This window comes from Mycolicibacterium novocastrense, from assembly GCF_001570485.1.
Lineage (GTDB): Bacteria > Actinomycetota > Actinomycetes > Mycobacteriales > Mycobacteriaceae > Mycobacterium > Mycobacterium novocastrense.
The window spans coordinates 27,709-50,013 of the sequence record NZ_BCTA01000063.1 but is presented as its reverse complement, the minus strand read 5'-3'; the positions used below and the strand labels follow the sequence as shown (position 1 = coordinate 50,013).

Annotated in this window: 19 protein-coding genes; 7 read left to right on the top strand and 12 right to left on the bottom strand. The window is 67.5% G+C overall.

What is annotated here, in order from left to right; all coding sequences use genetic code 11:
- The first annotated feature begins 2 nt into the window (after positions 1-2).
- Positions 3-1,223, top strand: coding sequence for an APC family permease (locus RMCN_RS21675; RefSeq protein ID WP_110765903.1), 1,221 nt, complete (start codon positions 3-5; stop codon positions 1,221-1,223).
- Positions 1,220-2,509 (top strand): uracil-xanthine permease family protein, encoded by a 1,290-nt coding sequence (locus tag RMCN_RS21670; protein ID WP_067393577.1) that lies wholly within the window; start codon positions 1,220-1,222, stop codon positions 2,507-2,509. The genes RMCN_RS21675 and RMCN_RS21670 overlap by 4 nt, the downstream gene beginning before the upstream one ends.
- On the opposite strand, the gene RMCN_RS21665 is transcribed toward RMCN_RS21670, so the two are convergent.
- From RMCN_RS21665 to thiO, 6 genes are read right to left on the bottom strand one after another with little or no spacing between them, the layout of a single operon-like run.
- A complete protein-coding gene (locus RMCN_RS21665) occupies positions 2,463-3,935 on the bottom strand; it encodes a M28 family peptidase (protein ID WP_067393573.1) in 1,473 nt (490 codons plus the stop codon). The genes RMCN_RS21670 and RMCN_RS21665 overlap by 47 nt on opposite strands.
- A complete protein-coding gene (locus RMCN_RS21660; protein ID WP_067393570.1) occupies positions 3,932-5,455 on the bottom strand; it encodes a M28 family metallopeptidase in 1,524 nt (507 codons plus the stop codon). Before RMCN_RS21660 ends, RMCN_RS21665 begins: the two co-directional genes overlap by 4 nt.
- 28 nt (positions 5,456-5,483) lie before the next feature.
- Positions 5,484-6,257, bottom strand: coding sequence for an SGNH/GDSL hydrolase family protein (locus RMCN_RS21655; protein ID WP_067393566.1), 774 nt, complete (start codon positions 6,255-6,257; stop codon positions 5,484-5,486).
- On the bottom strand, positions 6,254-7,045 hold the full coding sequence (gene thiG / locus RMCN_RS21650) for a thiazole synthase (RefSeq protein ID WP_067393564.1): 792 nt from the start codon (positions 7,043-7,045) through the stop codon (positions 6,254-6,256). The genes RMCN_RS21655 and thiG overlap by 4 nt, the downstream gene beginning before the upstream one ends.
- Positions 7,038-7,235 carry a sulfur carrier protein ThiS gene (thiS, locus tag RMCN_RS21645; protein WP_064402091.1) on the bottom strand — a complete coding sequence of 66 codons (198 nt, stop codon included), beginning with the start codon at positions 7,233-7,235 and terminating at the stop codon, positions 7,038-7,040. Before thiS ends, thiG begins: the two co-directional genes overlap by 8 nt.
- Positions 7,232-8,263: a glycine oxidase ThiO gene (thiO, locus tag RMCN_RS21640; RefSeq protein ID WP_165604470.1), complete on the bottom strand. Its 1,032-nt coding sequence runs from the start codon at positions 8,261-8,263 to the stop codon at positions 7,232-7,234. Before thiO ends, thiS begins: the two co-directional genes overlap by 4 nt.
- A gap of 133 nt (positions 8,264-8,396) precedes the next feature.
- Here thiO and thiE point away from each other — a divergent pair, with 133 nt between their 5' ends.
- Entirely contained in the window at positions 8,397-9,080 is a 684-nt protein-coding gene (gene thiE, locus RMCN_RS21635) for a thiamine phosphate synthase (protein ID WP_067393561.1), read from the top strand.
- Here thiE and RMCN_RS21630 read toward each other — a convergent pair.
- Positions 9,064-9,564, bottom strand: coding sequence for an NUDIX hydrolase (locus RMCN_RS21630; protein ID WP_067393558.1), 501 nt, complete (start codon positions 9,562-9,564; stop codon positions 9,064-9,066). The two genes, thiE and RMCN_RS21630, sit on opposite strands and share 17 nt — an antisense overlap.
- Before the next feature lie 111 nt (positions 9,565-9,675).
- Here RMCN_RS21630 and glnX point away from each other — a divergent pair, with 111 nt between their 5' ends.
- The 3 genes from glnX to RMCN_RS21615 are packed head-to-tail and all read left to right on the top strand — an operon-like array spanning position 9,676 to position 14,218.
- On the top strand, positions 9,676-10,995 hold the full coding sequence (glnX, locus tag RMCN_RS21625) for a protein kinase G-activating protein GlnX (RefSeq protein ID WP_067393555.1): 1,320 nt from the start codon (positions 9,676-9,678) through the stop codon (positions 10,993-10,995).
- A complete protein-coding gene (locus RMCN_RS21620; RefSeq protein WP_067393551.1) occupies positions 10,995-11,957 on the top strand; it encodes a glutamate ABC transporter substrate-binding protein in 963 nt (320 codons plus the stop codon). The genes glnX and RMCN_RS21620 overlap by 1 nt, the downstream gene beginning before the upstream one ends.
- On the top strand, positions 11,957-14,218 hold the full coding sequence (locus tag RMCN_RS21615) for a serine/threonine-protein kinase PknG (protein ID WP_067393638.1): 2,262 nt from the start codon (positions 11,957-11,959) through the stop codon (positions 14,216-14,218). The genes RMCN_RS21620 and RMCN_RS21615 overlap by 1 nt, the downstream gene beginning before the upstream one ends.
- A 3-nt stretch (positions 14,219-14,221) precedes the next feature.
- On the opposite strand, the gene RMCN_RS21610 is transcribed toward RMCN_RS21615, so the two are convergent.
- Positions 14,222-14,587, bottom strand: a complete 366-nt coding sequence (locus RMCN_RS21610) for a group I truncated hemoglobin (protein ID WP_067393548.1) — start codon at positions 14,585-14,587, stop codon at positions 14,222-14,224.
- Between the two features lie 360 nt (positions 14,588-14,947).
- On the opposite strand from RMCN_RS21610, the gene RMCN_RS21605 reads away from it, so the two are divergent.
- Positions 14,948-15,394 carry an STAS domain-containing protein gene (locus RMCN_RS21605; protein ID WP_067393545.1) on the top strand — a complete coding sequence of 149 codons (447 nt, stop codon included), beginning with the start codon at positions 14,948-14,950 and terminating at the stop codon, positions 15,392-15,394.
- Here the strand turns inward: RMCN_RS21605 and RMCN_RS21600 are convergent.
- From RMCN_RS21600 to RMCN_RS21585, 4 genes are all read right to left on the bottom strand, one after another.
- Positions 15,329-16,471 carry an acetate kinase gene (locus RMCN_RS21600; RefSeq protein ID WP_067393542.1) on the bottom strand — a complete coding sequence of 381 codons (1,143 nt, stop codon included), beginning with the start codon at positions 16,469-16,471 and terminating at the stop codon, positions 15,329-15,331. The genes RMCN_RS21605 and RMCN_RS21600 overlap by 66 nt on opposite strands.
- The gene (gene pta, locus RMCN_RS21595) at positions 16,471-18,555 is read right to left on the bottom strand and encodes a phosphate acetyltransferase (RefSeq protein WP_067393539.1); all 2,085 of its coding nucleotides are present in this window, start codon (positions 18,553-18,555) and stop codon (positions 16,471-16,473) included. The genes RMCN_RS21600 and pta overlap by 1 nt, the downstream gene beginning before the upstream one ends.
- A gap of 174 nt (positions 18,556-18,729) precedes the next feature.
- A complete protein-coding gene (locus RMCN_RS21590) occupies positions 18,730-20,094 on the bottom strand; it encodes a hypothetical protein (protein ID WP_067393536.1) in 1,365 nt (454 codons plus the stop codon).
- 97 nt (positions 20,095-20,191) lie between these two features.
- Positions 20,192-22,153: a hypothetical protein gene (locus RMCN_RS21585; protein WP_067393533.1), complete on the bottom strand. Its 1,962-nt coding sequence runs from the start codon at positions 22,151-22,153 to the stop codon at positions 20,192-20,194.
- Between the last annotated feature and the right edge of the window lie 152 nt (positions 22,154-22,305).

Below are 22,305 nucleotides of genomic sequence, written 5' to 3'. Positions count from 1 at the left end.
GCGTGAGCACGCCGGCCGGCCCCGCGCTGCCACGCCGGCTGGGCACCTTCGACGCGGTCGTCATCGGGCTGGGCTCGATGCTGGGCGCGGGCATCTTCGTCGCGGTCGGACCGGCCGCCGCGGCGGCCGGTTCTGGACTGCTGATCGGCCTCGCGGTCGCCGCCGTGGTGGCCTACTGCAACGCCACCTCGTCCGCCTGGCTGGCCGCGCGTTACCCCGAGTCCGGCGGAACCTATGTCTACGGGCGTGAGCGGCTCGGTCGGTTCTGGGGTTACACCGCGGGGTGGAGCTTCATCGTCGGCAAGACCGCATCGTGCGCGGCGATGGCGCTCACGGTCGGCTACTACGTGTGGCCCGATGCCGCCCGCGGAATCGCGGTCGGGGCGGTCGCCGCGCTGACCGCACTGAACTACGCGGGCATCCGCAAATCGGCAATGCTGACCCGCGTCATCGTCGCCGTGGTACTGGCCGTGCTGGGCACCGTGGTGGTCACCGTGCTGGGTTTCGGGGACGTCGAATGGACCCGCCTGTCGGTCGACGCCGACGCCTCCGTCGCCGGCGTCCTGCAGGCCGCCGGATTGTTGTTCTTCGCGTTTGCGGGCTATGCGCGGATCGCGACACTGGGCGAAGAGGTCCGCGATCCCGCCCGCACGATCCCTCGCGCCACACTCTTGGCTCTGGCCATCACGCTCGTGGTGTATGCGCTCGTCGCCGCCTCTGTCATCACCGAATTGGGTACGGCGGCAACGGCTTCAGCAGCCGCACCGCTTGCCGACGCGGTGGCCGCGGCCGGCTTTGCCGCGCTGGAGCCCGTCGTGCGGGCCGGCGCCGCGGTGGCCGCGCTCGGGTCGCTGCTGGCGCTCATCCTCGGGGTGTCGCGTACGACGCTGGCGATGGCGCGCGACCGCCACCTGCCGCACATCCTGGCGCGCATCCACCCGCGGTTCGGCAGCCCGCACCGCGCCGAGGTCGTCGTGGGCGTCCTTGTGGCCACTCTGGCGGCCATCGTGGATGTCCGCACCGCGATCGGATTCTCGTCGTTCACCGTGCTCGTCTACTACGCGATCGCCAACGCCTCGGCGTGGACACTCGGCCGCCGAATGGTCCCCGCGGTCGGGCTGACGGGATGTGTGGTGCTGGCGTTCCTGCTTCCGGTGCCGTCGGTGCTGGCCGGCGCTTGCGTGGTGCTCGCGGGCGCGCTGGCCTACCGTCTTAGACCGTGATCGAGCTGACCTGGAAGCGCGTCGACGCCGACACCGGCGATGACTTCGTCGTCGCACCCGACGAACGTCTCGGGTGGGGCCGGACGATCGGGCTCGGCGCCCAGCATGTCGTGGCCATGTTCGGCGCCACCTTCCTGGTCCCCGTCCTCACCGGCTTTCCACCGGCGACGACGCTGTTGTTCTCGGGTGTCGGAACGATTCTGTTCCTGCTCATCACGGGCAATCGATTGCCCAGCTACCTGGGGTCGAGCTTCTCGGTGATCGCACCGGTCACCGCCGCGGTCGCCTCACACGGAACGGGCAGCGCCCTGGGCGGTCTCGTGGCGGTGGGCCTCGCGTTGGTGGCGATCGGCGGCGTCGTCCACCTGGTCGGCACGCGCTGGCTCGACCTGACACTTCCCCCGGTGGTTACCGGCGCGATCGTCGCGCTGATCGGCTTCAACCTGGCGCCCTCGGCCAAGGCCAACTTCGAGCAGGGTCCGGTGGTCGGACTCGTCACCCTGGTGCTCCTGGTGGCCACGCTCGCGTTCTTCCGCGGCATCATCGGCCGATTGGCCATCTTCCTGGCCGTCCTCGCCGGATACGTTCTCGCGCTGATGCTCGGCGAGATCGACACCGCGCCGATCGCCGCCGCTCCGTGGCTCGGTCTGCCCGAGTTCCAGACCCCGGCGTTCAGCCTCGCGGTGTTACCGATGTTCCTGCCGGCGGTGATCGCCTTGGTCGCCGAGAACATCGGCCACGTGAAATCGGTCGGCCAGATGACTGACACCGATGTCGACCCCGTGATGGGCCGCGCGTTGGCCGCCGACGGCGTGGCCACCACGCTGGCCGGTTTCGGCGGCGGATCTGCGACCACCACCTACGCCGAGAACATCGGTGTGATGGCGGCGACGCGGGTGTATTCCACCGCGGCGTACTGGGTTGCCGGCGCCGTGGCGGTTCTGCTCTCGCTGTGCCCGAAGGTCGGCGCGGCGATCTCGGCGATCCCCGCCGGCGTGCTCGGCGGCGCGACCGTGGTGCTCTACGGTCTCGTCGGTGTGCTGGGAGTCCGGATCTGGCTGACCAACCGCGTCGACTTCTCCCGGCCGATCAATCAGATGACCGCGGCCATACCGCTGATCATCGGTATCGCCGACTTCACCTGGCACGCAGGCACATTGACATTCACTGGAATCGCGTTGGGTTCGATAGCCGCGCTGGTGGTCTATCACGGTATGCGGCTGTTGGGATTCCGCCAGGCTAGCGAGCGGCCCGCTGCCGTTGGTCCGGGGGCGGAACACCGTTGACGCCGTCTACCGAGGCCGCATAGCTCGCGACCGCGTAGGCGACCGCGGGCCCCAGAACCGACAGCGCATCCCGGTTGACGTTCTCGACGGTGTCGCGCTTGGTGCGATAGTTCGGGTCGAAGGGGACACCCGCCCGGCCGCCCCAAAGGCGGGCCTGTATCTCACTTTTGCGCTGAGACGAACCAGCTGTCAGACCGCCGACCGGCACTCCTGCGGTGAGAAACGGGTAATAGTCGGTGAATTCGCTCAATGGCATGTCCGCGGGGCGCACCCCCGCCGTGTTGAGGTAGCCGGCCAGCATCCGCTCGATACCGGCCGAACCCACGGGTACCGACTGTGCGGGGATCGCCGGGTTGGGTGTAGCGGACTGGTCACCGTCATAGGTGAAGTAGCCGGCGTTGGGCGAACCGAGCATGTCGAAGCCCAGATACAGTGCGATGTCGCGGAGTTCGTCGGGCGAAAGTCCCTGCACATACCTCGTCGGTCCGGCCAGCCCATTCTCCTCCGAGGCCCAGAACACGAAGCGCACGGCGTTGGCCACCCGGGGCTGTGAACCTAGTACCCCCGCTGTCTCGAGCAACGCCGCGATGCCGGTCCCGTCGTCGTTGATCCCCGGACTCGCCGCCGAGCTGTCCAGATGCGCGCCCGCCAGCACGACGTTGCGCGCATCGCCGGTCTTGGTCTGCGCCACGATATTTCGGGTCTTCTTCATGACCGGTTTGCGGTCCAGTACCAGGCGTACAGGTGCCGAGGTTCGCCGCAGTGCGGCGTCGGCCTCGCGGCCGATGACCCCGACGGGCACGGTCAGGTCCTGGTAGTAGCCGGGCGTGAACAGACCCGCCGGGCTTCCGCTGCCACCCGGCGAGCTGACGACCAGTAGGCCAACGGCGCCCTCCGACACCGCAGCGTTCTGTTTGGCGACTACCGAGCACCCCGTGTCGTCGACGACGGCGATCGCGCCCCGCACCGAAGCGCCGTCGTAGTCGGCGGTCCGGCAACCGGCCGGCTTGGTCGGCCGAAGCGTCACGGCGTTCAGCCCGCCCCTCGGCGTGGTGATCAGGAGAGAAGCTTGGTCGACAGGATATTCGCGCCCGCTGACCCGCATCGACGGGTTGCCACCCTGACTGTGATCGAGCAGTTCGAACTCGGGAGTCTGGACGTCGAAACCCTTGTCGCGCAGGAACTGCGCGACGTAATCGACGGTGGCGTCGTATCCCGGCTTGCCGTTGGCGCGGTTACCGCCGTTGGTGTCGGCGATCTGCTGCAGTTTCTGCAGGTGGGTGTACATCCCGTCGGCGGTGACCTTGTCCGCCACCTCCTGCGGCGACGGCGGTGCCGGCTCCGGGGTCGCGCACGAGGTCAGCGCTCCGACGACGCCGAGGACGACTGCGACAACGACTCCCGCGCGGGCCGCCCCTGTCCTCATGAGCCGAGTGGGTGACGGACGCGCAGATCGCGCGTGGGAATTCCGTTCGGGCCGCCCTGGTCCTGGGCGTAAATGCCGATGGCGTAGGACACGCCCGCGCCGTGAATGCCGAGTGCGGTGCGGTCGATGTGCTCGAGGGTGTCCGATTTTTTGTGGTAGTTGGGGTCGAACGGCTGACCCGCCTCACCACCCCACAGCTCGGCTTGTTCGGGGGTCATCTTGGCCTCGGCGCCCGAGAAGGTGCCACCCGCCGGGATGCCCGCAAGGGTGAACGCGTCGTAGTCGGAGCGACCGTCGAAGCTGGTGTCTTCGGCCGGTTTTCCGGCCGCGTCGAGGTAGTCCACCAGCGTGCGTTCCACGCCCGCCGCCCCTTCCGGCACCCTGGTGATCGCGCCTTCCTCGTCGGGCGGCAGGGATTGGTTCCCGTCATAGGTGAAGTAGCCGGGGTTCGGCGAGCCGACCATGTCAAAGTTCAGGTAGAGCGAGATGTCCTTGAGGGCATCGACATCCAGCGACTCCAGATAGTTGTTCGATCCGAACAACCCGACCTCCTCCGCACCCCAGAAACCGAACCGTACCGCGTTCTGGACATCGGGGGAACCGCCCAACTGCACTGCGGACTCCAGCACGGCCGCCACACCGGAGGCGTTGTCGTTGATGCCAGGCCCCTCCGGGACGCTGTCCAGATGTGCACCGGCCATCACGACGTTTGCGGTGTCGCCCGTTCTGGTCTGGGCGATGACGTTGCGGGTCCGCTCCTTACGCACACCCGCGTTGAGCTTGAGGGTGACGTCACGTGGTTCGGCGCGTAGCCGGTCGCCCTCGGCCTTGGTGATGCTGACAACCGGGATGCTCGCCTCGGTGTCCTCCCCGAGCGTGCCGCCCATCTCGTCGTTGTCCTCGTTGTTGGCCACTATCAGCGCCACCGCACCGCGTTCAGCGGCCGCCTGTTCTTTGTCCGAGAATTGGCACGTGCCACGGTCGACGAGCACGACGGCGCCCTTGACGGGTAAGCCGTCGTAGTCGGACACGGTGCATCCCGGAGAGTCCTCGACGCGGGCGGGCACCAGCGGACCCGACACCCCATCCGGCGGCGTACCGATCGTGAAGTTCAGCGGTCTGGCCTTGACCGCGGCGCCGCCGACGGTCAGTGCGGGTTCGTCGGCGAACGGCAGGCGCACCTCGAACTCCGGTGTCTGCACGTCGAAACCCTTGTCGCGCAGGATGTTAGCCACGTAGTCGACGCTGGCGTCGTAAGCCGGGGTGCCGAGTGCACGATTGCCGCCGTTGTCGTCGGCGATCTCCTGCAATCGCACCAGATGCTGGTACATCGCGTCGGCGGAGGTGCGCTGCGCGAGCGCCCCGGCGAAGTCCACGGCCGCCGGCGACACCCCGGCCTGTGTGGTGGGCGGCTGCACCGCCGGTTGCTCCTCGTCACGGCCGCAGCCCCCGAGCACGATGACGCCGACCGAGATCACGGCGGCTGTCTTTGTAAGCTTCGAAACCTTTGTGTGGTTCATTGCCCACTACGTTAGCGTCGCCCGGGCGCTAGCCCGTCAGTTGCGCGACGATGAGGTCGGCGACGGCGCGCATGCCCGCCGCATTGGGGTGCAGGGGTGCCGGCCGTCCCGGTCTCACCAGGTCGGCCAGCCCGAACCGGGTCGTCCACGGCTCGGCCGACCACGCGTGGTGCGGGCGGCTGGGCTCGGCCACCCTAGCAAGACCGCAGCCGGTGGCCGCGGCCGCCTCCGCGGTCAGCCGTTCCAACGTGTCGGCGACGTGGCGGCCTGTCGCCACGTCGGTGTCGGACAACGGTGGTGCCGGCACACCCGGCTGCGGTAGCAGCGTGAGGTAGTCGACGAACAGCACCGTCGCGCGGGGTGAACGGGCCCGCAGGGTCCGGCCGACCTCCTCGAGCGAAACGGCGACTTCTGCCAGCGCGTCCTCGCGCGCCCGCGGGTCCAGCTGCGTGCGCAGCACCCTCCCCAGCAGCGGCAGCTTGCGGGCGGCGCGCGGGAGGCCAGCGGCGAACAGCATCGGCACGTAGCCGACGTCGTTGCCACCGATGGTCACCGTCACCAGCTCTTCGGATCCGGTCAGAGCCGAAATCTGCGCCGGCGCACCGTGTTGCGGTTCGGACAGGACGTTCGCGGTCGTCGCACCGGAGTACGTCATGTCGACGAGGTCGAGATTCAGCTTCGCGGCCACCAGGTGCGGATAGTTGCGCGCCGACCGGCCGGCGGCCCAGGGTGCACCGTCGGCGCGGGGCCTGATCCCGGGACCCGCCGCCATCGAACTGCCCAGCGCGACATAGCGACTCATCGAGAGGGGCTGGACGCCTGCGCCCAGAACCGCTTAGGGATGCGGCCGGCCTGCCGAGCCAGATGTCCCGCTGTGACCGCGGCGGCCATCGCCGCCGCCATGATCGGCGGATCGGCGGCGCGTGTCACGGCCGTGGCCAAAAGCACGGCGTCACACCCCAGCTCCATCGCCATCGTGGCGTCGCTCGCGGTGCCGATGCCCGCGTCGAGGACCACCGGCACCGATGAGGCCTCGACGATCATCTCGATGTTGTGCGGGTTGGCGATTCCCAGGCCCGTTCCGATCGGCGAGCCCAGGGGCATCACCGCCGCGCACCCGATGTCCTCGAGTCGGCGCGCGAGCACCGGATCGTCGTTGGTGTACGGCAGCACCGTGAAACCGTCGTCGACCAATTGCTCAGCGGCCCTGACCAGTTCGACGGCATCGGGTAGCAGCGTGCGCTCGTCGGCGATGACTTCCAATTTCACCCAGTCGGTGTGTAGCGCCTCGCGGGCGAGTTGCGCCGTCATCACCGCCTCGGCCGCCCCGCGGCAGCCCGCAGTGTTCGGCAAGGGGGTGATGCCCAGCCGGTTGAGCAACTCGAGCACGCCGGTGCCGCCGTCGGCGTCGACGCGTCGCATGGCCACCGTCGTCAGCTCGGTACCCGATGCGACAAGCGCTTCTTCGAGCACGGCGAGATTCGCCGCGCCTCCGGTGCCGAGGATGAGCCGCGAACCGAACTCGCGGCCGGCGATGGTCAACTTCGTGACCGACGCTCCGTTGGTGCGAAGGGTGTCGGGGCTAGCCACCCTGCACCGCCGTCACCACCTCCACGCGAGCACCGTCCGTCAGCGCGGTGTCCCAATCCGATTTCGGCAGCACCGACCAATCCACTGCGACGGCGATGCCCTTCTCCGGAAAGCCGAGACGCTCCAGCAGCGCGGCGACCGTCGTCGAGGCGTCCACTTCCACCGCTTCGTCGTTGACCAGTACCTTCATTGTGTCGCTCCAATCGTGACATCGAGTTCGGCCGCGATCCGTTCGGCCGTCCAGGGTGCGAGAAGAAAGCCGTTGCGCCCGTGGCCCGCCGCGACCAGTGTGCGCTCATCGAGGCGTTCGACGAGCGGTAATCCATCCGGCGTCATCGGCCGCAGGCCCGCGGCGCATTCGGCGAGTTCGTACTCGCCCAGCGCGGGCATCACCGCGCAGGCGTCGTCGAGCAGTTCCCGCACGCCCGTCACCGCGGGCGCGGTATCACGGCCGTGTTCGTACTGCGTGGCGCCGACGACGACCCCGTCGGCGCGCGGAACCAGGTATACCTGCCTGCCATGCACCCTGGCCCGAATGACCCGCTGCGGCACCGGCATGCAGCCGCGGCGCCACCGCAACCGCAACACCTCACCCTTGACCGGCCGGATGGGCAGGTCGGGCCACAGCGTCGGAGCGTCGATACCGTTCGCGATCACCACGGCATCCGCCTGCACCTCGGCGAGTTCGGACACGGGGGGCGCCCACTGCACACCAAGCCCTTCACACGACACGGCCAAGGCTCGCACCAGCAGCCGATTGTCAACGGCCAGTTCGGTTTCGGCGCGAAACCCATGCCGGATGCCCTGAGCGAGCAGCGGTTCGATATCGCGGGCCGACGTCGTCGCCGTCACCGGATGCCCTTGGGCCGCAAGCCACTCGCCCACTGTCTTGAGGTCGCTCGCATCTGCGCGGTCGACGGCGACCACCAGCGATTCGCGTGCCGTGACCACATCGTCGGGCAGCCCGTCGAGAAAGCCGCCGTGCCACAGGTGAAGCGATTCCAGGCCGAGCTGCAGCAGCTTCTCCTCACCGGGCCAGCCCTCGCTGTGGGGTGCGAGCATGCCGCCGGCGACCCACGACGCGCCGCGCTCGTCGGTGCGGTGCACGCGGACGTCCCAGCCGGCACTCAGCGCACGCCGCGCGACGGCCAATCCGATGACGCCGCCGCCGATCACGGCCAGGCTTGCTGCGGTCAACTTCCCTCCCTTCGCCGGCATGACCCGGATCAGGTGCGACGGTAAGGGCAGGTTCGAATGCCCACTCTCAGTCCCCGTTCCCGGGACTCCCGCGTTCGTCAACCCACAGTACCCGCTGGTTAGGCCCCCAACGACGAGCCGCTAGCGTCGCGGTGTGCACCAACCTCGAGAACGCCTGGCCAGCGCGTCGCTGTACCTGTGCACCGACGCCCGGCGCGAGCGCGGCGACCTCGCGGAGTTCGCCGACGCCGCCCTCGCCGGAGGGGTCGACCTCATCCAGCTGCGCGACAAGGGTTCGCCGGGCGAACAGCGGTTCGGCCCCTTGGAGGCACGCCAGGAACTCGAGGCCCTCGAGGTGCTCGCCGACGCGGCCCGGCGCCACGGCGCGCTGCTGGCCGTCAACGACCGCGCCGACATCGCGCTGGCCGCCGGCGCCGACGTGCTTCACCTGGGGCAGGATGACCTTCCGCTGGCGGTGGCGCGCGGCATCGTCGGCGAGGGGTCGGTGGTCGGGCGGTCCACCCACGACGTCGATCAGGTCGCGGCGGCGGTGGACGAGGCCGTCGACTACTTCTGCGTCGGCCCGTGCTGGCCCACCCCGACCAAACCCGGCCGCGCTGCGCCCGGGCTGGAGCTGGTCCGGCACACCGCCCAACTCGGTACGGCCAAGCCGTGGTTCGCGATTGGCGGAATCGACGCCGAGCGGTTACCGCAGGTGCTGGCCGCCGGCGCGCGACGCGTCGTCGTGGTGCGGGCGATCACGGCGGCCGAGGACCCTGGTGCGGCGGCCTCGTCTTTGAAGGTGGCTTTGCAGGCGGCGCTCAGAGCTGAGGGTTGACCAGAAGCGGGATCGACGTGAACTCGTCGCGCAACCGCTGCCAGCTGGCGGCGAATCCCGGGTGCAGCGGCAGGGTGGCGACGTCGTCGACGGCCACCCAGCGCAACTCGGCGCTCTCCCGGTTCGGCACGGTGGGCAGCATCTCCTGGGCGTCGGCGATGACCGTGCTGTAGCTCCAACTGACCCCGTCGCCCGCGACGATCTTGGTCTGCACCACCTTGCGCACGGTCAACTGCTCGGCAGGCAGCCCCGCTTCCTCATGGGCCTCCCGGATGGCCGCCTGCTCCGCGGTCTCGTGGCTGTCGCGCGCCCCGCCGGGCAGACCCCAGGTGTCGCCCTGGTGGCTCCAGGCCGCCCGGTGCTGGAGAAGCACCACCGGGGTGCCGTCGTGGCCGGGGGCCCGCAGCAACAGGCCGACCGCGCCGTACCTGCCCCAGTAGGCCTGGCCGTGGGAAACCACCCATCCGTCACCGTCGCCACGCACGCCTCAACAATAGGGCCGCCCGGCCTGCCGGAAACTCTTAGACTTCTTTCATACAGTGGGAGCGGTCGAAACGACGAGCCGGAAAGCGATGCTGATGAGGTCCGCGCGCACGTGACTGTGGAGTTGGCGCACCCGTCGACGGAGCCGCTCGCGTCGCGGTCGCCGTCGACGTCGGCACAACAACGCTGGTGGTTTCTGTGGACCACGCCCGGCCGGATCCTGACCATCGGAGTGGTGCTGTCCGCGCTCGTCATCGCCAGCGCGTTCGCCACGTCGACGACGATCAACGACCGCCAGCAGGCGCTGATGACGGTGCTCAACCACACCGAGCCTCTGTCGTTTGCCGCCGGGCAGCTCTACACGAAGCTGTCGGTGGCCGATGCCGCAGCGGCCACGGCCTTCATCGCCGGGGCGGAACCGCGCGACGTCCGACAACGGTACGAGCAGGCGATCACGGACGCGTCGGTGGCCGTGACCCGGGCGTCGAGCGGGCTCACCGACGAGGACCTGGTGCAGCTGCTCGGCCGCATCAACGCAGAGTTGTCGGTGTACACCGGCCTGGTCGAGACCGCCCGCACCAACAATCGTTCGGGTAATCCGGTGGGTTCGTCGTACCTGTCGGAGGCGTCGGCCTTGATGCAGACGCAGATCCTGCCCGGGGCCCAACGGCTCTACGAGGAGACCTCGCAGCGCGTCGACGCCGAGACCAGCGCGTCCACCCGGATCCCCGGCCCGGTCATCCTGGTGGTGCTGGCGACCTTGCTGTTCGGGGTGTTCGCCAACCGTTGGCTGGCCAGGCGCACGCGCAGGCGGATCAACATCGGCTTCGTCGCCGGCGGACTGGCCGTTCTGACCATGCTGATCTGGGTGGGCACGGCCCTGGTCATCTCGACCTCCGACAGCCGCAGCGCCAAGGACACCGCCGCCGAGTCGTTGAAGACGGTGACGAACCTGGCGATCACCGCGCAGCAGGCCCGTGCCGACGAGACGCTGTCGTTGATCCGGCGCGGCGACGAGACGGTGCGCAAACAGTCGTACTACCAGCGCATCGACATGATGCAGCAGCAGCTCGCGGACTACCTGGCCCGCGAGGACGCCATCGACAAGACCGACCTCGCCGAGGCCGAGCAGTTGTTGAAGCGCTGGCGCGCCGCCGACGACCGGATCAACGCCTACATCAGCGTCGGCAACTACCAAGCCGCCACGCAGGTGGCGCTGGGCGCCGGGGCCGACGATTCCACGCCCGCGTTCAACAAGCTCGACGAGGCGTTGAGCCAGGGCATCGAAGAGAGCCGCGGGCAACTGCGCGACGACATCATCAACGCGCACCGGGTGCTGTCCGGTGCGACTGTGGGCGCCGCGGTGCTCAGCGTCGTCGCGGCGGTCGCGGTGGCGCTGGGGTTGTGGCCGAGGTTGAGTGAGTACCGGTAATGAAGAAGTTCTTCGGCCTGCTCGTCGCCGCCGCGCTGGTTCTCACCGGATGCGGGCAGGCCGCGTCGGTGACCTCCACACCCGGTGTGACGCTTCCACCGCCCACCCCGGCGGGTATGGAGGAGTTGCCACCACAACCGGTGCGCCCGCCCGGCGACGACACTGAGGACTGTGACCGCACGGCGAGCCTTCGGCCGTTCAGCGATCGGGCCCAGGCCGAGGAGGCCGTCGCGAACATCCGCGCGCGGGGGCGGCTGATCGTCGGCCTGGACATCGGCAGCAACCTGTTCTCGTTCCGCGACCCGATCACCGGGCAGATCACCGGATTCGACGTCGACATCGCCGGTGAGATCGCCCGCGACATCTTCGGAACCCCGTCGCAGGTGGAGTACCGCATCCTGTCGTCGGCGGACCGCATCGCCGCGTTGCAGAACGATCAGGTCGACGTCGTCGTCAAGACCATGACCATCACGTGCGAACGCAAGAAGCTGATCGGGTTCTCGACGGCGTATCTGACTGCCAATCAGCGCATCCTGGCGCCGCGCGACTCGACGATCCGGCAGGCGTCGGACCTTTCGGGACGCCGCGTATGCGTCGCGAAGGGCACCACATCGCTGGAGCGGATCCGGGAGATCACGCCGCCCCCGATCATCGTCGGGGTGGTCGCGTGGGCCGACTGCCTGGTGGCACTGCAGCAGCGGCAGGTCGACGCCGTCAGCACCGACGACTCGATCCTCGCCGGCCTGGTGTCACAGGATCCTTACCTGCACATCGTCGGCCCAAGCCTCAACCGGGAGCCCTACGGCATCGGGGTCAACCGGGAGAACACCGGCCTGGTCCGGTTCGTCAACGGCACGCTCGAACGGATCCGCCGCGACGGCACCTGGAACACGTTGTACCGCAAGTGGTTGACGGTGCTCGGGCCGGCGCCGGCTCCTCCGGCCGCGAGGTACTCCGACTGATGTCCGAGACCCAACTACACGACTACGACGACGAGGGCCCGGGCACCCAGCCGGCGAGCTTCGACGATATGGGCATGGATTCGGCCTCGACCATCCGCCCGATGGCGACCGAGGCGGTGTTCCGGCCCCATCTCGACGACGACGACGGCGGGTCGGCGGGCACCGGAGACACTGAGCCGCAGGAGCAGACCACCACCACGACGCGGGCGTTGTCGCGGACGCGCCGCCTGGGCGGTGGGCTGGTCGAGATCCCGCGGGTGCGGGCCAAGGATCCGCTCGAAGCGCTGATGACCAATCCGGTGGTCGCGGAGAAGAAGCGCTTCTGTTGGAACTGCGGCCGCCCCGTCGGCCGTTCCAGCGAGGGCAAGCCTGCCCGGTCGGAAGGTTGGTGTCCGCACTGCGGCAGTCCGTATTCGTTTCTGCCGCAACTGAATCCGGGTGACATGGTCGCCGACCAGTACGAGATCAAGGGCTGCATCGCACACGGCGGCCTCGGCTGGGTCTATCTGGCATTCGACCACAACGTCAACGAACGACCCGTCGTGCTCAAGGGCCTGGTGCATTCCGGCGACGCCGAGGCGCAGAAGATCGCGATGGCCGAGCGGCAGTTCCTCGCCGAGGTCACCCATCCCGGCATCGTGAAGATCTACAACTTCGTCGAGCACGCGGACCAACACGGCAACCCCGTCGGCTACATCGTGATGGAGTACGTCGGCGGCACATCGCTCAAACAGGCCAAGGGCGAGAAGCTGCCGGTGGCCCAGGCCATCGGATACATGCTCGAGATCCTGCCCGCGCTGGGCTATCTGCACTCGCTCGGCCTGACCTACAACGACCTCAAACCCGAAAACATCATGATCACCGAGGAACAGCTCAAGCTGATCGACCTCGGTGCGGTGTCGACCATCAACTCGTTCGGCTACCTGTACGGCACCCCGGGATACCAGGCTCCCGAGATCGTGCGGACGGGGCCGACGGTGGCCACCGACATCTACACCGTCGGCCGCACGCTCGCAGCGCTGACGCTGAACCTGCGCACCCGCAAGGGCCGCTACGTCGACGGGTTGCCCGAGGACGACCCGGTGCTGGCCGAGTACGACTCGTTCGGCCGTGCGCTGCGCCGGGCGATCGACCCGGATCCACGGCGGCGTTTCGGCAGTGCCGACGAGATGTCCGGGCAGCTGCTCGGTGTGCTGCGTGAGGTCGTGGCGAAGGACACCGGGTCACCCAAACCCGGTCTGTCCACGGTGTTTTCGCCCACCCGGTCCACGTTCGGCATCGATCTGTTGGTAGCGCACACCGACGTCTATCTCGACGGGCAGGTGCACTCCGAGCGGCTGACCGCACAGGAGATCGTCAGGGCCCTGCCCGTACCCCTGGTCGACCCGACCGACGTCGGCGCGCCGGTGCTGTCGGCCAGCGTGCTGAGCCAGCCCGTGCAGACCCTCGACCAGCTGCGCGCGGCCAGGCACGGGGCGCTGGATTCCGAGGGCATCGATCTGTCGGACTCGGTCGAGCTGCCGCTGATGGAGGTGCGCGCGCTGCTCGACCTCGGCGACGTCGCCAAGGCCACCCGCAAACTCGACGACCTCGCCGAGCGGGTGAGCTGGCCGTGGCGGCTGGTCTGGTTCAAGGCCGTCTCCGAACTGTTGACCGCCGACTACGGCTCGGCGACAAAGCATTTCACCGAGGTGCTCGACACGATGCCCGGCGAGCTGGCGCCCAAACTGGCCTTGGCCGCCACCGCCGAGTTGGCGGGCACCCCAGAGGCCGGAAAGTTCTACAACACCGTGTGGTCGACCGACAACGGGGTGATCTCGGCGGGGTTCGGCCTGGCGCGCGCGCAATCGGCCGCCGGTGAGCGCGACGATGCGGTGAAGACACTCGACAAGGTGCCCGCGATGTCCCGCCATTTCACGACGGCCCGGCTGACCAGCGCGGTCACTCTGTTGTCCGGCCGGTCGTCGACCGAGATCACCGAGCAGCAGATCCGAGACGCCGCACGGCGCGTCGAGGCGCTGCCGGACAGCGAGCCGCGGGTGCTGCAGATCCGCGCGCTGGTGCTGGGCACCGCGATGGATTGGCTGGCCGACAACACCGCCAGCACCAATCACATCCTCGGGTTCCCGTTCACCGAACACGGATTGCAGCTGGGCGTGGAGGCCTCACTGCGCGCGCTGGCGCGGGTGGCACCGACGCAGGCGCACCGCTACGCGCTTGTGGACCTGGCCAACAGCGTCCGCCCGACCAGCACGTTCTGACGGTCAGACGACGCTGGCGGTCGCGATCTCGTCGCGCAGCGGGGCGATGGCTTCCAGAATCTGGCCGGCCGTCCGCTCAGGCACTCCGGCAGCGGCGAGGCTTGCGCCCAGATGGTCTGCGACGAGGTTGAAATGGTGGACGGTGATGCCGCGGCCCTGGTGGACCTGGCGCATCGGCGCGCCGGTATACGGTTCGGGCCCGCCCAGCGCGGCGGCGAAGAACTCGACCTGCCGCCCCTTGAGCCGCGCCATGTTGGTTCCGGTGACGAAGCCGGCCAGCTGATCGTCGGCCAGCACGCGGTTGTAGAAGTCCTCGACCACGCCTTCGAGGGCTTCGTGGCCGCCGATCTGCTCGAGAATATTCGACATGAGTGCCCCTTCGTCGCACCGAATGGGCACATTCCAGCCGACGGCGGTTGCGGCCGGATTTCGGCATGTTGCCAGCGGGGCAAATTCATCCTCACCGCGGCCACCCGAGCGGCGTCAGAACTACGGATTCCGTGGCCGTTACAGCAAACCGCACCGCAGCAGGCCTCGACTTTACGGGATTTGCCCATGTCGTAACACTCGATGGTCCTGCCGCGGATTTCGTAGTAATCTGCATCACAGGTTGAGGTCACAGCCAAACTGCAGAGGTCATCGGGGCCATCCCGTTCGTGGCGCAGCAGCTGTCAGGCGTCGCTGACGGCCTCCGCGGTTTCAATCGCATCTCGACAACAGGAGTGCGCCGTGTCCGCTGTAGGAACCTGCCGGGTGTTCCGTCCCGACCCTCGGTCGTTTGATCTGTGCGAACACCACCATCGGGCCAGCTTCACAGCGTCTCACCGGCATGGTTCGACGGTCCTGGTGACGGTCGAGGGCGAGATCGATGCCACCAACAGCCGAGCGCTGGCCACCTACGTCGAGGGTCAGGTCGCCGGCACCCGGCGCCTGGTGATCGACCTGCGACTCGTCGACTTCTTCGGCACCGCCGGCTTCGCGGCGCTGCACTACATCAACGTGATCTGCTCCCGGAACGGAATCGACTGGCAGGTGCGCTGCGGCAGGCAGGTTCGTCGGCTGCTGGCCATCTGCGATTCCGCCCAGGAACTGCCGCTCGAAAACCCGCGCTCAGTGCTCGATGAGGTTCGTGCAAGCGCGGGCGATCGCAAGCTCCTCATCAGTGGGAACAACTAGCACCGTCGTTCCAGACCGGTCGGCCGATATCCGCCGGGCCTTCTTGTCGGGGCTGGCGTTGAGCATCTCGTCGAGTTCTATGCCCAACGGCGCCATGCCGCGCAACGCGTCACGCCGCACCGCCGCGTCGTTCTCGCCGACTCCGGCGGTGAAGGTGATGATGTCCGCGCCGCCCAGCAGCGCAAGATAGGCGCCGATGTATTTGCGCAGCCGGTGGATGTAGACGTCGTAGGCCAGTTGCGCAGAAGCGTCCCCGTCGTTGATGCACTGGTGGAGCACCCGGAAATCGACCTCACCGCCGAGTCCGCGCACGCCGGAGCGACGGTTGAGCATCTCCTCGATGTCGTCGACCTTCATGTTCGCCGTGCGCCACAGATAGAACATCAGACCGGGATCGATGTCGCCCGAACGGGTTCCCATCACCAACCCCTCCATCGGCGTCAACCCCATCGAGGTGTCCACCGGGCGGCCCCCGACGATGGCCGAGGCCGATGCGCCGTTGCCCAGGTGCAGCACGATTTGGCGCACCGAGTCCAGTGGGACGCCCAGGAAGGCCGCGGCCTGCTCGCTGACGTACTGGTGTGAGGTGCCGTGGAAGCCGTAGCGGCGGATATGCCACTGCTCGGCGATGTCGCGGTCGATCGCGTACGTCGCCGCGGCGGCCGGCAGGTCGTGGAAGAAGGCCGTGTCGAAGACCGCGACATGCGGGAGATCGGGCAGCGCCTTGCGTGCCTCCTCGATTCCCAGCAGCGCTGGCGGATTGTGCAGCGGGGCAAGCGGAGACAGCTCGTCGATCCTGGCGACCAGGGCGTCGTCGACCAGCGTCGGCTCGTAGAAGTCCGGGCCGCCGTGGACCACGCGATGGCCGACGGCGACGAGGTCGAGAGCGTCGAGGCCCCGGCCCGCTTCAGCCATCTGGGCGAACGCCGTCTGCAGCGCCTCGGCGTGGTCACCGACCTGCCCCTCACCGATGCGCTCGACGATGCCGTCGATCACCATCGTCTCCGAATCCGGTTCGATGACTGCGTATTTGAGCGAGGATGACCCCGAGTTGAGAACCAGAACGCTGCGGGCCATCAGAGCGTCTGCGCCTGGATCGCGGTGATCGCCACGGTGTTGACGATGTCTTCCACCAATGCCCCGCGCGAAAGGTCGTTGACGGGCTTCTTCAGTCCTTGCAGCACCGGCCCGATCGCGATTGCGCCTGCGCTGCGCTGGACCGCCTTGTACGTGTTGTTCCCGGTGTTGAGGTCGGGGAAGATCAGCACCGTCGCGCGGCCGGCCACCTTCGAGTCGGGCATCTTGGACTTGGCAACGGATGCATCGACCGCGGCGTCGTACTGGATCGGACCGTCGACCAACAGGTCCGGCTCCCGCTGCATAACCAATTCGGTTGCCTGCCGGACCTTTTCGACGTCCGCGCCGGATCCGCTGGTGCCGGTCGAGTAGGACAGCATCGCGACCCGTGGCTCGATATCGAAGCTGGCCGCGGTGCGCGCCGACGAGATCGCGATATCGGCCAACTGCTCGGCGGTCGGATCCGGCACGATCGCGCAGTCCCCGTACGCGAGCACCCGGTCGGCGAGACACATCAGGAAGATGCTGGAAACGGTGGAGACATCGGGCAGGGTCCTGATGATCTCGAAGGCGGGCCGGACGGTGTGGGCGGTGGTGTGGCGCGCGCCGGAGACCATGCCGTCGACCATGTCGTTGTGCACCAGCATGGTGCCGAAATAGGAGACGTCGTGGATGGTCTCGCGCGCTTGCTCTACGGTGACGCCCTTGTGCTTGCGCATCTCGGCGTACTGTTCGGCGAACTTGTCGCACAGGTCGCTGGTTTGCGGGTCGAGAACGGCGGCGTCCGAGAGATCAATACCCAATTCCGCTGCGCGCGCCCGTATCTGAGATTCCTCGCCGAGGATTGTCAGCTCGGCAACGCCGCGGTGCAACAGCCGACCGGCCGCGATCAGGATGCGGTCGTCGTCGCCCTCCGGCAACACGATGCGCTTGCGATCCGAGCGGGCCCACTCCAGCAGCTTGTGGGTGAACATCTGGGGGGTGACCACCTGTGGAATCGGGATGGCCAACTGGTCCAGCAGGTCTGCGATGTCGACGTGGGTCTCCATCAACGCGATGGCCGTGTCGATCTTGCGCAGGGAGGTCGCTGTCACCCGGCCGCGTGCGGACGCCACCCGGCTGGCCGTCTCGAACGTCCGGAACCTGGTGGCGATGATCGGCAACCGCAGTCCGAGCCCGGCGACCATTGCGGCGATCGAGGGGTGCAGTTCCAGCCCACCGTTGAGGATGATGCACGACAACGACGGAAAGCCCTCGGCGGCATGGGCGCTCGCGAGCGCGAGCACGACGTCGGATCGGTCGCCGGCCGCGATGACGGCCACACCCTCGCTGAGCCGCTCGAGGACGCGTTCGGCGGTCATCCCGGCGACCATCAGATCCATGGCCTCGCGCGACAGCAGCGCCGGATCGCCACTGATCAATTCGCCCTCGACGGCCCGCTGCAGTTCAGCGACCGACGCGGCGACCAGCAGCGGCTCCTCCGGCAGCGCGTAACACTTGGGATCGAGGTCCTTCAACGCGTCGAGCACCGCGGTCAGTTGTTCGGGGTCACAACGGTTGGCGACGACCGCTGCGGTGTGCGCGTGCTGAGCGGCGATCTCGCCGAGGCAGATGTCGACGATCTGCGCGACGTCGGTGGGGCTGCGATCCTTGGCCTTGACCGCCAGCACCACCGGAGCGCCGAGGTTGGCCGCGATCTGCGCGTTGGTCGACAGCTCGCTAGGGGCGGCGATGTCGGTGTAGTCGCTGCCGACGATCAGGACCGCATCACATTGGTCGGCCACCCAGTGGTACCGGTCGACGATTTCGGCGAGCGCCGCGTCGGGATCCTCGTGCAACTGCTCGTAGCCGACGCCGACGCAGTCGTCGTAGGACAGACCCGCGGTGGTGTGGTCCAGGAGCAGCTCGAGGATGTAGTCGCTGTCCTCGCCGAGCCGGGTGATCGGGCGGAAGACACCGACCTTGGCGACGGTGGCCGTCAACCGGTGCAGGATGCCCAGCGCGATGGTCGACTTTCCCGTGTCACCTTCCGGGGATGCGACGTAAACGGCGGACACCGGTTTGCGCTCTGGTGGACTGTTCAATCGCCTGCAACTCCTGGTCGGCCCACAGAATGTGCCACGGTGTGGGTGCCTTGCTGCTCTTCACGGTAGAACGTGCTGACGCGACGTTAGCGTACGGCCGGCGAGGCGGCGTCTCGAGCGGCTGGGTACGCACGCATCCGCCGTTGAGCCACGCCAAACCAGCGCGGCGGCACGTCAGTCCTTCTGAACTGCGAGGAACTCGACCGCGGGGGCCTTCATGTACGAGGGCGGATCAACTCCGAAGAGACGAAGAATCGTAGGTGCCACCGACGTGAGCGGTATCTTCTCCCCGCCAGTGCGCGGTGTTGGGCATTGCACCCAGAAGCAGCCGTCGGGATGGTGGCGGCCGCTGCGGATCGTATGGATGCGGCTGAAGAGCGATTCGAAGGGCACCTGCCTCCCGTTCGGAAGGGTCACCGTCCCGACACTCGGCGACCAGTCGTTGACCGCGCAGCCGACCTTGATCCTCAACGGCTCGGCGTGTTCGAACCTGAACAGCGGTTGGTCCCCGACCAACGAGCCCTTCAGCCGGGTCAAAGCCTCGTGAGCTGATGCCTCGTCAGAGAACGACAGCAGGAACTCCTCAGCCATGACCGGCGCGACCGAGGTCCGGGAGGGATCGAGTTCCAGGACTTCCAGCAGCCGGTCGAAATCGGTCGGCCGGTAGGTGCACTTCGTCGTGTCCCACGGCTGTTGACTCAAGGCCGTCGCGAACACGAGCCGGTCGTCAGGGAAGTCGGCCAGGAAGCGTCCGATGAGTCGGTCATAGTTGCGGTAGCCGGTGAGTACCGCATCCATCAGCGACGGGTGGTCCTCGGGTGGCGGCGGCGCCGAGAAACTCTCCGGCCGAAAGTTGCGCCAGAAGTAGTGCTGGAAATGGGCGGTCGAATTGGAGAAGAAGGTGGCGTACGCGACGTCGTGGCGGCGCACCAGTTTCCGGAATACGTCGTACGAAATCGCGTCCAGCACAATGGATCGCCGCCATTTCAGCCCAGGGTCCCGCCGCTCGTCGATGAGCTGACGTGCCGCCAGCGCGGCGGTCGCCGGTGTCAGACCGTGGGTAGCGATGTACGCGAGGAATGGGACCGCGGCCTGCTTGTCCAGTGTGTTCGCCGAGTTCTCTTGAACGGCCGACACGACGAACTTCGTGAACGCGCTGAGACCTGCGGGATGCGGAGTCGCGTTCGGACTCCACGGGTCTGGAACCACGAAGCCGTCCAACGGCCCGTAATCGAGGTTCATCGAGCCGAACACACCGACTCTGAATCCGGCATCGGCCAACTCGCGTGCGACACCTCGGCCGACAACCCGCTTCCCCTCGCCGAGGTGCTGGATCCCATGATCACAGTCGGCGATGCCGGTGTGCAGCGTAGGCCACTGGACCCACGGCTCGAGATTGTTCTCGTCAGAGGCATCGGTGACGAAGACCGCCGACGATTCCTGCAGCCGCCGGAAGTTCGGCAATTCTCCCGCAGCGATGAACTCATCGATCAGCGTCGGACTCAACTCGTTGAATTCGATCTGGATTGTCCGGCGCATCGGCAGCCCCCGCTTTACATAAACCGCCGACAACGTATCACGAGTAGCCATGAGGTACCGCCGAACTCCACGGCGTGATGCCCCCAGGGTTTCGCGGTCAGGGCGCAGGACCGACGCCCGCGCTGGGGCGTGATCGCTTCCTCAGCAACACGACTGTGCCCCCGATGAGGGTGAGGATCACGAGCGCTCCGGCCCCCAGCAGTGCCCACTCGTACCACCCGCGCGCGTCCGATTCCTGTTCGACCGCATCCGCGTTGACGCCGGGCGGCCCTGCCATCACCGGCCCGTCGGCCCGCACAGTCAGCTGCTGGGGGACCTGGCCCTGGCCAACCACCAGCACGTCACCATCCAGGTCCCGCCAGCCTTTGGGTAGACCCGCGAGGTAGTCGAGCAATGGGATCGCGAGACTCCACGGACCCGAGGTGGTCAGAAGAACGACCGTCCGGTTGTTGTGCGCATAACTCTGAAGGGCCGCTAGCCCGGTAGAGATGTCGATGACGGTCGAAGAAGGCAGGTCAACCTCGGACATGCCGCCCCGCGGTGCTATCGGCGGATCGAGGTTGTTCTCCTCGACTGTTTGTGCGCCGGCGATGATCAGTGCGCCTTCATCGCTCGTGGCGGCCTGCTCAACGCTGACCACTTCGGGTCTCAACGCCGTCGACGTAAGCCGCTGGATCAGCCCGACGATCTTGACCGCATGGGCGAGTTGGCCGGGGTCGCTGCCGTCGAAAGCTACTTGGAACGTCGGAACGAATCCTTGTGGCAGAGCCGCAAACCCGCCCATCTCCACCGCGCCGCCGGGCCGAACTCTGGCAGTCGACATCGGATCGATCTCGAACTCCATCGGCAGGGTGAGCGGATTACACCCGGGCCCCGGCTCATACCTGACCGTCACGGTCAGATCCTGATCCCGGGCGGCGACATCGGCAGGAATCGAAAAGCGGCTGTCCACCTGCCCAGACGCGTCGAGACGGGCCGTGGCGAGCACGAGCTCGCCGGCGGTGACGACCATCGTTGCCTTCTCGTTCTCGTCAACCGGTGTGTAATTCGCCAACAGTCGGACATCGACGATGCCCGGATCGCTAGCTCTGGACAATGCGGGAGCGATGTTCAAGAAGATGTACGACTCGCCTAGAACGGCCGTGTTGCCACCCATGCGAAGCTGCCCGAACGTCGAGGCCGATCCTGCTTGTTCGTTCGACGCCCCTTCGGTCGATTCGACTGTGACTGTGTCGGTCTGGGCCACCTTCTGTAGTCCATCCCGGAACAGGCCGACCTGCTGGACGAGGCCGTCGCCCTGTCCGCTCAGAATGAGAAAAGGTGCGCCGGCATCGGTGATCAGCCGCACGCCGGACTCCGCCTGGGCAACGTCACGGACAACGATCGCACGGACCGAGGCATCACGATCGGGCGGTGGTCCCGCATCGATTCGGGGTAGCGCACGCACATTCACCGCGACGACCCCCGGCTGGTAGTACTTGGACAATGCGGCGACGAGAGTGAGCGTCGTGGACTTCTCGGCGTCGGTGGGTACCGGGTCGACGTACAAGTCGATCACCGGCGCGATGGCCGGTAGGAATTCCTCGATGGTCCTGGGGGGCTGCACGGCCCCGGTGAAGGCCGCGCTCATTTCGCTCATGACAAGAGTCGGCAGTGGATCGCAGACGTCGTCGTCGTTGACCCTCAACACCAAGTTCAATTGGATCTCGCCGCGCACCACCGGAACTGAACCGAGATCGAAGGTGAACGGCACCGGGGGCTGACCGGGCGGGACAATCGGTATCGGCACCGAACCCACGAACCGCCCGTCCTGGGTCTGGGCTTCCACGAATCCCGAAGGGATATTGCTGACCGCTCCGATCAAACCCGAGAGCGTAATCGGCACAAGCCCCTGCGGCACGGGTATGGAGACTCTCTGCGTCATGTCGTGGCCCACGAATGACAACAGCGGGTTGATCCCGAGTTGCTGCCAGCCGAAAGCGGTCACCGGCGGCGGGGCGTCGTCGGCGGGCTGACCGACGGCCAGACCGGGAACCCCGGTCATCGAGATGGCAACCACGCATACGACTGCGACGAGCGATGACGCTATACGCCGTATCAACACGTACCTTCCTACGCAGGACGGGCGACGTCACGTGCTCGACGAATGGACACCCACGCAAACCACAGAGTCGATCGATATTAACGGTCCCGAGGCTCAAGGCGCGCGAT